This window comes from Pseudomonas sp. CFBP2511 (assembly GCF_030209255.1).
Classification (GTDB): domain Bacteria; phylum Pseudomonadota; class Gammaproteobacteria; order Pseudomonadales; family Pseudomonadaceae; genus Aquipseudomonas; species Aquipseudomonas avellanae.
Genome location: NZ_JARVSI010000010.1, coordinates 262,288 through 273,507 on the forward strand (window position 1 = coordinate 262,288; position 11,220 = coordinate 273,507).

10 protein-coding genes are annotated in these 11,220 nt (G+C 60.1%); 3 read left to right on the forward strand and 7 right to left on the reverse strand.

Features of this window, described 5'->3' with window-relative positions:
* Positions 1 to 114 precede the first annotated feature (114 nt).
* Positions 115 to 1,101 carry a 23S rRNA (adenine(1618)-N(6))-methyltransferase RlmF gene (rlmF, locus tag QRN38_RS09760; RefSeq protein ID WP_057418846.1) on the reverse strand — a complete coding sequence of 329 codons (987 nt, stop codon included), beginning with the start codon at positions 1,099 to 1,101 and terminating at the stop codon, positions 115 to 117.
* Positions 1,102 to 1,203: 102 nt separating this feature from the next.
* On the reverse strand, positions 1,204 to 4,050 hold the full coding sequence (locus QRN38_RS09765) for a valine--tRNA ligase (protein WP_024666931.1): 2,847 nt from the start codon (positions 4,048 to 4,050) through the stop codon (positions 1,204 to 1,206).
* Between the two features lie 168 nt (positions 4,051 to 4,218).
* Between QRN38_RS09765 and QRN38_RS28255 the strand changes: the two genes are divergently transcribed.
* Positions 4,219 to 4,401, forward strand: a complete 183-nt coding sequence (locus tag QRN38_RS28255) for a hypothetical protein (RefSeq protein WP_080395261.1) — start codon at positions 4,219 to 4,221, stop codon at positions 4,399 to 4,401.
* A gap of 8 nt (positions 4,402 to 4,409) precedes the next feature.
* Here QRN38_RS28255 and QRN38_RS09775 read toward each other — a convergent pair whose 3' ends face one another.
* The 3 genes from QRN38_RS09775 to QRN38_RS09785 are packed head-to-tail and all read right to left on the reverse strand — an operon-like array spanning position 4,410 to position 6,819.
* The gene (locus QRN38_RS09775) at positions 4,410 to 4,835 is read right to left on the reverse strand and encodes a hypothetical protein (RefSeq protein ID WP_057415770.1); all 426 of its coding nucleotides are present in this window, start codon (positions 4,833 to 4,835) and stop codon (positions 4,410 to 4,412) included.
* Positions 4,836 to 4,842: 7 nt separating this feature from the next.
* The gene (locus QRN38_RS09780; protein WP_005764092.1) at positions 4,843 to 5,271 is read right to left on the reverse strand and encodes a DNA polymerase III subunit chi; all 429 of its coding nucleotides are present in this window, start codon (positions 5,269 to 5,271) and stop codon (positions 4,843 to 4,845) included.
* A 57-nt stretch (positions 5,272 to 5,328) separates the two neighbouring features.
* Positions 5,329 to 6,819 carry a leucyl aminopeptidase gene (locus QRN38_RS09785; protein WP_011103494.1) on the reverse strand — a complete coding sequence of 497 codons (1,491 nt, stop codon included), beginning with the start codon at positions 6,817 to 6,819 and terminating at the stop codon, positions 5,329 to 5,331.
* Positions 6,820 to 7,137: 318 nt separating this feature from the next.
* Between QRN38_RS09785 and lptF the strand changes: the two genes are divergently transcribed.
* Both lptF and lptG read left to right on the forward strand, forming a co-directional pair.
* Positions 7,138 to 8,265, forward strand: coding sequence for an LPS export ABC transporter permease LptF (gene lptF / locus QRN38_RS09790; protein WP_003375972.1), 1,128 nt, complete (start codon positions 7,138 to 7,140; stop codon positions 8,263 to 8,265).
* On the forward strand, positions 8,252 to 9,313 hold the full coding sequence (gene lptG / locus QRN38_RS09795; RefSeq protein ID WP_005764084.1) for an LPS export ABC transporter permease LptG: 1,062 nt from the start codon (positions 8,252 to 8,254) through the stop codon (positions 9,311 to 9,313). Before lptF ends, lptG begins: the two co-directional genes overlap by 14 nt.
* 126 nt (positions 9,314 to 9,439) lie before the next feature.
* On the opposite strand, the gene QRN38_RS09800 is transcribed toward lptG, so the two are convergent.
* The gene (locus QRN38_RS09800; protein WP_044390967.1) at positions 9,440 to 9,652 is read right to left on the reverse strand and encodes a cold-shock protein; all 213 of its coding nucleotides are present in this window, start codon (positions 9,650 to 9,652) and stop codon (positions 9,440 to 9,442) included.
* A 403-nt stretch (positions 9,653 to 10,055) separates the two neighbouring features.
* The gene (gcvT, locus tag QRN38_RS09805; protein ID WP_285362403.1) at positions 10,056 to 11,180 is read right to left on the reverse strand and encodes a glycine cleavage system aminomethyltransferase GcvT; all 1,125 of its coding nucleotides are present in this window, start codon (positions 11,178 to 11,180) and stop codon (positions 10,056 to 10,058) included.
* Between the last annotated feature and the right edge of the window lie 40 nt (positions 11,181 to 11,220).

Sequence of the window (11,220 nt, forward strand, 5' to 3'; positions counted from 1 at the left end):
CGTTCCCTACGCTCCAGCGTGGGAATGCACTGCGTGAAGCTCTGCGTCACGAATCTGTGCCGCACTGCACACTCAAGAGAGGACGCAGAGCGTCGCACGATAGCCAGAGTCGAGTCAGCCTGGTGTACGCTGTGCCTTGTCGAGGAAGGTCCAGGCCACGAAGCGGCTTTGTTTCTGGCCCTGGCCCATCTCCACGACCTTCACTTCAAGCGCGCCGGCTTTTTTCAGGACGCTCTGGATCGGCGGCAGGTTGCTTGCTTTGGACACCAGGGTGCTGAACCACACCACCAGGCCGGGTAACCTGGCGCTTTCCTGGATCAGTTGCGTCACGAAGCCGATTTCGCCGCCCTCGCACCACAGTTCCTGTGACTGCCCGCCGAAGTTGAGCACCGGCAGCTTGCGCTTGGGGTCGGCCTTGCCCAGTGCGCGCCATTTTCGCTGGCTACCGCGTTGTGCTTCGTCCAGTGACGCATGGAAGGGCGGGTTGCAGAGGCTCACGTCGAAGCGTTCGTTGCTGTCGCATAGCCCAAGCAGGATTTGCTTGCGATTGCCCTGCAGGCGCACGCTGATGGCTTTGTGCAAACCGTTGGCCTTGACGATGGCCGTCGCGGCGGCGACTGCGGTGCTGTCGATGTCCGAACCGACAAACTGCCAGCCATAGTCGCTATGCCCCAGCAGCGGGTAAATGCAGTTGGCACCCGTTCCGATATCCAGCGCCTTGACCGATGCCCCGCGCGGGATCACGCCTTCGTGGTCTTCAGCGAGCACGTCGGCGAGAAAGTGCAGGTAGTCCGCGCGCCCCGGAATGGGCGGACACAGATAATCCGCCGGAATGTCCCAGTGCGCGATGCCATAGAACGCCTTGAGCAGCGCGCGATTGAACACCCGCACTGCCTGTGGGTTGGCGAAGTCGATGCTTTCCTTGCCGTAGGGGTTGAGGATCACGAACGCGGCCAGCTCAGGACTGGATTTGATCAGCTTCGGAAAATCGTAATGCCCCTGATGACGATTGCGCGGGTGCAAGGTGGCTTTCTCACGCGGCGCAGCGGGCTTGGCCGGTCGCTGAGGCTTCTTGCGCGGAGGTTTCGGGGTATCGGTCATGGATTCGATTTCGGCTGCGAGTAGGTCAATACAGGACCTGGGGATAACAAAGGCCAGATAACAAAAAGCCAGCCCACGTATGGGCTGGCTTCTCTGACCACCTTACAGGCTGGCGATGCGCGCGTGTTGCTCGGCCAGTTTGCCCAGTGCCTGTTCAGCCTCGGTCAGCTTGGCGCGTTCCTTGGCGATGACGTCAGGCGGCGCTTTGTCAACGAATGCTGCGTTGGACAGCTTGCCGCCCACACGTTGCACTTCGCCTTGCAGGCGCTGGATTTCCTTGTCCAGGCGCGCGAGTTCCGCCCCTTTGTCGATCAACCCGGCCATCGGCACCAGCACTTCCATGTCGCCCACCAGCGCGGTGGCAGACAGCGGCGCTTCGGCACCGTCGGTCAACACCGTCATTGACTCAAGCTTGGCCAGCTTCCTGAGCAGGTAGTCGTTTTCGCTCAGGCGACGCTGGTCTTCGGCACTGACGTTCTTGAGGAACAGTTGCAGCGGCTTGCCCGGACCGATGTTCATTTCGCCACGGATGTTACGCACGGCAAGCATCAGGCCCTTGAGCCATTCGATGTCGTCTTCGGCAGCCTGATCGATGCGTGCTTCGTTGGCCACGGGCCAGGGTTGCAGCATGATGGTCTTGCCTTCCACACCGGCCAGCGGCGCAAGGCGCTGCCAGATTTCTTCTGTGATGAACGGCATGAATGGATGCGCCAGACGCAGCGCGACTTCCAGCACGCGAACCAGCGTGCGACGTGTGCCGCGCTGACGTTCGATTGATGCGGTTTCGTCCCACAGCACAGGCTTGGACAGCTCCAGATACCAGTCGCAATACTGGTTCCAGATGAACTCGTACAACGCCTGCGCGGCGAGGTCGAAACGGAACTGGTCCAGTTGGCGGGTCACTTCGGCTTCAGTGCGTTGCAATTGCGAGATGATCCAGCGATCCGCCAGCGACAGTTCGACGGCTTCGCCGTTCTGGCCGCAGTCTTCGCCCTTGTCCAGCACGTAACGTGCGGCGTTCCAGATCTTGTTGCAGAAGTTGCGATAGCCCTCGACGCGGCCCATGTCGAACTTGATGTCGCGACCGGTAGACGCCAGCGAACAGAAGGTGAAGCGCAGGGCGTCGGTGCCATAGCTGGCGATGCCATCGGCGAATTCCTGACGGGTCTGCTTCTCGATCTTCTTCGCCAGTTGCGGTTGCATCAGGCCACTGGTGCGTTTCTCTACCAGCGTTTCGAGGTCGATACCGTCAACGATGTCCAGCGGGTCCAGAACGTTGCCCTTGGACTTGGACATCTTCTGGCCTTGGCCATCACGCACCAGGCCGTGCACATACACCGTCTTGAACGGGACTTGCGGCGTGCCGTCTTCGTTCTTCACCAAATGCAGGGTGAGCATGATCATCCGGGCGACCCAGAAGAAAATGATGTCGAAGCCGGTGACCAGCACGTCCGTGGAGTGGAAAGTCTCCAGTGCCTTGGTCTTTTCCGGCCATCCGAGCGTGGAGAAGGTCCACAGTCCCGAACTGAACCAGGTGTCGAGTACGTCGTTGTCCTGCTGCAGCGCGATTTCCGGGCCCAGGTTGTTCTTGGCGCGAACTTCGGCTTCGTCACGACCTACATAGACTTTGCCGGACTCGTCGTACCAGGCCGGGATGCGGTGGCCCCACCAGAGCTGGCGGCTGATGCACCAGTCCTGGATGTCACGCATCCACGAGAAGTACATGTTTTCGTATTGCTTGGGCACGAAGGCGATGCGACCGTCTTCGACCGCAGCGATTGCAGGCTCGGCCAGCGGCTTGGTGGACACGTACCACTGGTCGGTCAGCCATGGCTCGATGATGGTGCCGGAGCGGTCGCCTTTCGGCACCTTCAGGGCGTGATCATCTACGCTGACCAGCAGGCCGGCGGCATCGAATGCAGCGACGATCTGCTTGCGCGCTTCAAAACGGTCCAGCCCGGCGTAGGCCGCGGGCAGGGTGCCGTCAACGCTTTCGTTCAGCGTGCCGTCGAGGTTGAACACCTGGGCGGCAGGCAACACATTGGCATTCTTGTCGAAAATGTTCAGCAGCGGCAGGTTGTGGCGCTTGCCGACTTCATAGTCGTTGAAATCGTGGGCCGGGGTGATTTTCACGCAGCCGGTGCCGAATTCAGGGTCGCAGTAATCATCGGCAATGATCGGGATGCGGCGGCCAACCAGCGGCAGCTCGACGAACTTGCCAATCAGCGCCTTGTAGCGCTCGTCCTGCGGGTTCACGGCAACAGCAGCGTCACCGAGCATGGTTTCCGGGCGGGTGGTGGCAACGATCAGGTAATCCAGGCCCTCGGCGGTTTTTGCGCCGTCCGCCAGCGGGTAGCGCAGGTTCCACAGATGGCCTTTTTCGTCGTGATTTTCCACTTCGAGGTCGGAGATCGCGGTGTGCAGCTTGGTGTCCCAGTTGACCAGGCGCTTGCCACGGTAGATCAGACCGTCTTCATGCAGGCGCACGAAGGCTTCTTTCACGGCATCGGACAAGCCGTCGTCCATGGTGAAGCGCTCACGGCTCCAGTCGACGGACGAACCCAGGCGGCGGATCTGACGGCTGATATTGCCGCCGGACTCGGCTTTCCATTCCCAGATCTTGTCGAGAAACTTCTCGCGACCCAGCTCGTGACGGCTTACGCCTTGCGCTTCGAGGCGACGCTCGACAAGCATCTGCGTGGCGATACCGGCGTGGTCGGTGCCCGGTTGCCACAGCGTGTTGCGACCCTGCATGCGCCGGAAACGGATCAGCGCGTCCATGATCGCGTTGTTGAAACCGTGACCCATGTGCAGGCTGCCCGTGACATTCGGCGGCGGGATCATGATGGTGTACGAGTCACCCGCGCCCTGCGGAGCGAAATAGTTCTCGGACTCCCAGGTCTGATACCAGGAAGTTTCGATGGCGTGAGGCTGGTAAGTCTTGTCCATGCGCGGCGGGAACCTGTGGCCTTGATTCGGAAACCGGTAAGTATAGACCTGTGGGCAAGCGACAAGCCATAAGCGCGGGGCCACAAGCTGGTAGTTCTGTCAGTAGGCGGCGGGTGGTCAAGGGGGCATGATCGGTATTCAGACTTTACTTGCAGGGCGGACGCCGCCATGGACGACAGACCTGAAGCCAGACGCGTACTGTGTCGATATCGCTATGACGCGCTGGATCGTATTGCCGTCGTCGATCCCGAGGCGCAGGAGGCGGAAAATGATGCGGCGCATAGCCGAGATCCGCACCGCATTGAACTCTCCCTGACAGAATCTCTACGCGCGTGTGTTCCGGGTTCCTGACCACCCCCTCACTTCTGCTGCTGCGCCAAGAGCCGCTCCAGCCTGGCCTCCAGCCGTCGCTTGATTTCAGTCTCGATATGCGGTGCAAAGTCATCAATCACGTCTTGCATGATCAGTTGCGCGGCGGCACGCAGTTCGGTGTCCAGGTGCAGCAACGCATCGGGGTTGGGCAGCGCTTGAGCCTGCTGAACCTGTTGCAACTGCTCGACCGGCGCATCAGCCGTCAACGTCGGGATATCGTCTTCGTCCAGGTTTTCCGGGTGTGCCGAGTCAGGCCGGCTACCAACCACATCGAACAGCAGGGGGATCTGGCCCTCGCGGTGGACGGTGTCGGTCAGTAACGGAGGTTGTGCGGAGTCATCGCCGAGCAGTTGGCGGATCGATTCCAGATCGTCCAGCAAATGCGCGGATTCAGCTTTTTTTGAAGTGTCCATCGTGTCCTCAAAGACGCTGCAGTCGGTGATCTTGCGGAGGATAGCCCTGTTCGCGGTAGGAACGGAAACTCTCGCGTGCGGCAAGGCGTATGGCCGGGTCTTCGACAACCACTTCCGCGACACGGGCGAAGCGCTTGAAGAAGGCCGGAATGCTCAGGTCGAGGTTGACCAGCAGGTCCTGATGCGTGCCCGAGTCATCGCCCAGGCCCAGCACCACGGGTGCATCGTGATCGCTCTCGGCGTCGCCGTGGGGCAGAAACACTTCGCCCCGGAAGCGCCAGAGCCGTGCGTCCAGGTCTTCACGCTGTGCTGCATCGCTGCAGTGCAGGTAAACCTTGTGGCCCAGGCGCCAGGCCTTTTCCGTGAGTTTGCAGGCAAAGTCCAGGCGGGCCGCAGGGTCAGCGCTGGGCAGGATGTAGAAGTCGACTTGGGTCATACAGGTTCCAGAACCAATGGCGTATCGACCGTAAAGCCGACACGCCAGGGTTTCTTTTTATACGCCGGCGCGGTCGAGCAGGTACTGGGTCAGCAGCGGAACCGGACGCCCGGTGGCGCCTTTGTCCTTGCCGCCGCTCAGCCATGCAGTGCCGGCGATGTCCAGGTGGGCCCATTCATAAGCCTTGGTGAAGCGCGACAGGAAGCAGGCTGCGGTGATAGTGCCGCCTTTCGGGCCGCCGATATTGGCGATGTCGGCGAACGGGCTGTCGAGTTGCTCCTGGTACTCATCGAACAACGGCAACTGCCAGGCGCGGTCATCAGCCAGTTTGCCCGCGTCGAGCAACTGATTGATCAGCGCGTCGTTGTTGCCCAGCAGGCCGGAGGTATGGCCGCCCAAGGCAACGACGCAGGCGCCGGTCAGGGTCGCGATATCGATCACGGCCTGTGGCTTGAAACGTTCGGCGTAGGTCAGGGCATCGCACAGCACCAGACGGCCTTCGGCGTCGGTGTTGAGGATTTCGACCGTCTGGCCGCTCATGGTAGTGACGATGTCGCCCGGGCGCGTCGCGGTGCCGCTCGGCATGTTCTCGGCGCAGGCCAGAATGCACACCACATTGATCGGCAGTTTCAGTTCGAGTACGGCGCGCAGGGTGCCGAACACGCTGGCAGCACCACACATGTCGAATTTCATTTCGTCCATGCCGGCAGCCGGCTTGATGCTGATGCCGCCCGTATCGAAGGTGATGCCTTTGCCGACCAGCACAAATGGCTTGTCGCCTTTCTTGCCGCCCTGATAGTTCATGACGATCAGACGCGGCGGCTGGGCGCTGCCCTGTGCCACAGCGAGGAAAGAACCCATGCCCAGTTCGGCGAGTTTCTTCTCGTCGTGAATCTCTACTTTCAGGTTTTTGTGTGCCTTGCCCAGCGCCTTGGCTTCTTCGCCCAGGTAGGTCGGGTGGCAGATGTTCGGCGGCAGGTTGCCCAGGTCACGGGTCAGTGCCATGCCGGTGGCGATGGCCTGCGCGTGGTTAGCAGCGCGCTCGACATCGGCCACGCTGACCTTGTCAGTCAGCAGGGTGATTTTCTTCAGGGGGCGAACTTCGGCTTTCTGGGTCTTGAAGCGGTCGAAGACGTATTCGCCATCTGCCAGAGCTTCTACAAACAGGCGAGCCTTGCCGTACGTGTCGCGATTTTTCACGGACAGGTCATCAAGTGCAATCACCGCATCGCTGCCGCCCAGGCCTTTGAGGCTGGACAGCACGCTGCCGGCGATTTTCTTCAGTTGGCGGTCAGACAGCTCGCCGTCCTTGCCGATGCCGACCAGCAACACGCGCTCGGCCTTGATGTTTTGCAGGTTGGTCAGCAGCAGTGTCTGGCCGGACTTGCCCGCCAGATCACCGCGCTCGAGGACCGCCGAGATGGCCCCGCCGCTCTTGATGTCGACCAACTGGGCTGCGCCGATCAGCACACGGCTTTCATTAATGGTGACGACCAGTGTTGCGGTTTTCAAGGTTTCTGGGCTTACGCTTTTAACAACCAATTCCATGTGGGGTCCCCGAATAGACGATGAGAGTCGCAATATGAATAATGAATGCGGCATGGCCTGGATGTATTCAGGGATGATGCACGCGGTAAGCCTTGCAGTTTGACCCCGCTGCACGACTGCTGACAACCCCGCAGAGCGGCCTGCTTCGCCTCTATGTGAGAACTATCCCCGGTGCGCAGTGACAGAAACGCACAATCACAGGATAATGCCGCATATTTTTTGATGCCCACGCCTTTTGCCGGCGTGAATCTCTGGTTGCCGTAGCTCACAATTTTCCCTGTTTGGCTGCCTGAGCCTGACAACTCTGGAGTGTCTGGTTTGATTGTCTTCCGTTATCTGTCCCGAGAAGTGCTGCTTACCCTGAGTGCGGTCAGCGCCGTGCTGCTGGTGTTCATCATGAGCGGGCGCTTCATCAAGTACCTGGCGCAGGCTGCGTCCGGCGCGCTTGATCCTGGCGTGCTGTTCCTGATCATGGGCTTTCGCCTGCCGGGTTTTTTGCAGGTGATCCTGCCGCTGGGCCTGTTCCTCGGCATCCTCATGGCGTACGGGCGCCTGTATCTGGAGAGTGAAATGACCGTGCTGGCCGCGACCGGCATGAGCCAGCAGCGTCTGCTTGCTATCACCATGGGCCCGGCAGCGTTGGTCGGGTTGCTGGTCGCCTGGCTGAGTTTCAGCCTGGCTCCCCAGGGCGCTGCGCAGTTTTCGCAACTGATCAACCAGCAGGACGCCATGACCGAGTTCGACACGCTGGTGCCGGGACGTTTCCAGGCATTGCGTGACGGTACGCGTATCACCTACACCAAAGAGCTGTCGGAAGATCGCTCGCAGCTGGCGGGCGTGTTCATCTCTGAAAAGCGCATGTCCAACGACAAGAGCAAGGACAACGGCATAACCGTGCTGGTGGCCGAGAAGGGGCACCAGGAGGTCCAGCCCAATGGCAGTCGCTTCCTGATCCTCGAAAACGGCTACCGCTACGATGGCAATCCGGGTGCCGCTGACTACCGCGTGGTCAAGTACGACACGTATGGGGCGGCGTTGCCCAAGCCGGAAATCAGCGAAGAAATCACTGACCGCGAAGCCATTCCGACCAGCGAGCTGTTCGGCAACCCTGCACCGCGTTCCGTTGCTGAATTGCAGTGGCGCATTTCGCTGCCGCTGTCGGTGTTCATCGTCACCTTGATGGCCATCCCGCTGTCACGGGTCAATCCGCGTCAGGGCCGTTACCTGAAGCTGCTGCCGGCGATCCTTCTGTACATGTCTTACCTGGCCATTCTGATTTCGGTGCGCAGTTCGCTTGAGAAAGGCAAGCTGCCCCTCAGCCTCGGCATGTGGTGGGTTCATGGCATTTATCTGGGCATCGGTCTGGTGCTGTTTTACTGGGAACCTCTGCGTCTGAAGATGGCGAGTCGTCGCAGCGTCACGGAGGTGACTCGTGGTCAAGCTTGATCGTTACATCGGTAAAAGCGTATTCCTGGCGATTCTTGCGGTATTGGGGATCATTCTGGGGCTGGTTTCGCTGTTCGCCTTCATCGACGAGATGGCCGATATCAATGACACCTACACGCTTGTGGATGCCCTCAGTTACGTGATGATGACCGCGCCGCGGCGCGTTTACGACACGCTGCCGATGGCCGCATTGATCGGCTGCCTGATCGGGCTGGGCACGCTGGCCAGCAGCAGCGAACTGACCATCATGCGCGCCGCCGGTGTGTCCATCGGGCGCATCGTCTGGTCGGTCATGAAGCCCATGCTGCTGTTGATGGTGGCCGGTGTGCTGGTCGGCGAATACGTTGCGCCTTACGCCGAGAACCAGGCGCAGGCGGCTCGCTCGCTGGCCCAGGGGTCGGGTGATGCACAAAGTGCCCGGCATGGCCTGTGGCACCGTCAGGGCGACGAGTTCATTCACATCAACACTGTGCAGCCCAACGGGTTGATGCTGGGTGTGACACGCTATCGTTTCGACGACCAGCGCCATATGCTGACCTCAAGCTTCGCCAAAGAGGCTCACTTCAAGACCGATTACTGGGAATTGAAGGACGTCAGCACCACGCATTTCAAGGAAGGCCGCACGGAAGTCGTCAATGCGCCGGACGAGCGTTGGGACGTATCACTGAGCCCGCAACTGCTGAGCACGGTGATCATGCCGCCCGAGTCGCTGTCGATCAGCGGCTTGTGGAGCTACGCGCATTACCTGGCTGATCAGGGGCTGAGCAACGGCCGCTACTGGCTGGCGTTCTGGACCAAGGTATTGCAACCGGCCGTCACAGTGGCGCTGGTACTGATGGCCATCTCGTTCATCTTCGGTCCGTTGCGCTCGGTGACTTTGGGGCAGCGCGTGTTTACCGGGGTTGTGGTCGGCTTCACCTTCCGCATCATCCAGGACCTGCTGGGCCCGTCGAGCTTGCTGTTTGGCTTCCCGCCGTTGCTGGCGGTGCTGATACCTGCAGCAGCCTGTGCGTTTGCGGGGTTGTATCTGTTACGCCGCGCCGGATAACGGCACGTAGATTCACCGAAAAAGCCGACCCTGAGTCGGCTTTTTCATGGGCGACTGTCTTTCACCCGTAAAAAAGCCCCTGGTAGCGATACCAGGGGCTTTTGCGTAGTCGCGCTGCGTAGCGGCTTAGCCTTCGGCGTTTACTTCGTCAGCCTGCAGACCCTTCTGACCCTGCACAGCAATGAAGGTCACTTTCTGGCCTTCTTTCAGGCTCTTGAAGCCGTTGCCTTGAATGGCGCGAAAGTGCACGAACAGGTCTGGACCGCTCTCCGGAGTGATAAAACCAAAACCTTTTTCGTCGTTGAACCACTTGACGGTGCCGCTCTGACGTTCAGCCATTTTCTTATTTCCTTTGACGCTTGAATTAATGACAGCCTCTTTCTCATGAAAGAGTACTGGGCTGGTTGCAGGAAGTAAGAAACGTAGAGCGGGTTGTAGCAAACCTAGAGCTACTGCCCAGGTCCCGATTCAGCGACCTATGCAAACACAGTTCAGAAACTCTACGCCAACTCTCGTGATAAATACAAGCCCCTTGCATCGCCCCTGTTTACGGGGCTTTAGCGGTATATGGGCGTGTTCCTGCGTGGGGCGCGGTGTTCAAGCGTTCATAATATTTTGCACTTTAGAGGTGCATTCTTTGCATATAGAACAGGGTGTTCCCCTCTCGAAACATCATTGGGGAACAGTGCCTGCACCTGCACGGGTTATTGCTGTTTTTTTGACGCCGCTATTTAGCCGCTCATTAGCCACGGAAGTAACGTTGCGCAACAAAAGGCATTTTGGTAACGAGCATGGGCACTTTCTTGCCGCGCACCATTGCCCAGACAGGTGTATCGAGCGCGGTGTAATCGCTGTGCAGATAACCCATCGCCAGCGGGCCGCCCAGGCTTGGGCCGAAACCGCCGCTGCACACCGTACCGATGACAACGTCCTGGTCATTGACGATCTGTGTGCCTTCACGCACCGGCGTACGCTCCTGAGGCAGCAGGCCTGCACGCTTTTTGTCCACGCCGTTACCTTGCTGGGCGAAAACAGACTCGGCTCCCGGAAAACCACCGGCACGCGCACCATCGGCGCGACGCACCTTCGAAATGGCCCACAGCAGGCTGGCCTGAATCGGCGAGGTTTGCGTGTCCATGTCATGACCGTACAGGCAGAGCCCGGCTTCCAGGCGCAGCGAGTCCCGTGCGCCGAGGCCGATCGGGGCCACTTCGGGTTCTTCCAGCAAGCGGCGCGCCAGGGCTTCTGCCTGTTCGGCCGGTACTGAGATCTCGTAACCGTCTTCGCCGGTATAGCCCGAGCGGCTGACGTAGCACTGAGCGCCCGGCAGCGTGACGCGAGTGAACTGCATGAAGGTCATGTGCGCCACTTCTGGCGCGAGGCGGGCCAATACGGTCACCGCCGCCGGGCCTTGCAGCGCGAGCAGCGCGCGTTGTTCAAACAGCGGTTCGATCTCGCAACGCCCCGCCAGGTGCTTGCGCAGGTGGGCCAGGTCCTGATCCTTGCAGGCGGCGTTGACTACCAGCATCAGCTCATTGTTGCCGAGATTGGCAACCATCAGGTCATCGAGAATGCCGCCGGTTTCGTTGGTGAACATCGCATAGCGCTGCATGCCGACCGGCAAATCGATGATGTCCACGGGCACCAGGGTTTCCAGTGCCTTGGCGGCATCGGCACCGCTGAGGCGAATCTGGCCCATGTGCGAAACATCGAACAGTCCGGCCTGAGCGCGGGTGTGCAGGTGTTCTTTCATTACGCCAGCCGGGTATTGCACCGGCATGTCGTAACCGGCAAAGGGCACCATCTTCGCGCCGAGTTCGCGGTGAAGGGCGTGCAGGGGGGGCTTCAGCAGGGTTTCTGTGGACATGTTCAATTCCTTGTTGGCGAGCCATGCGTCTGCGCCTTTA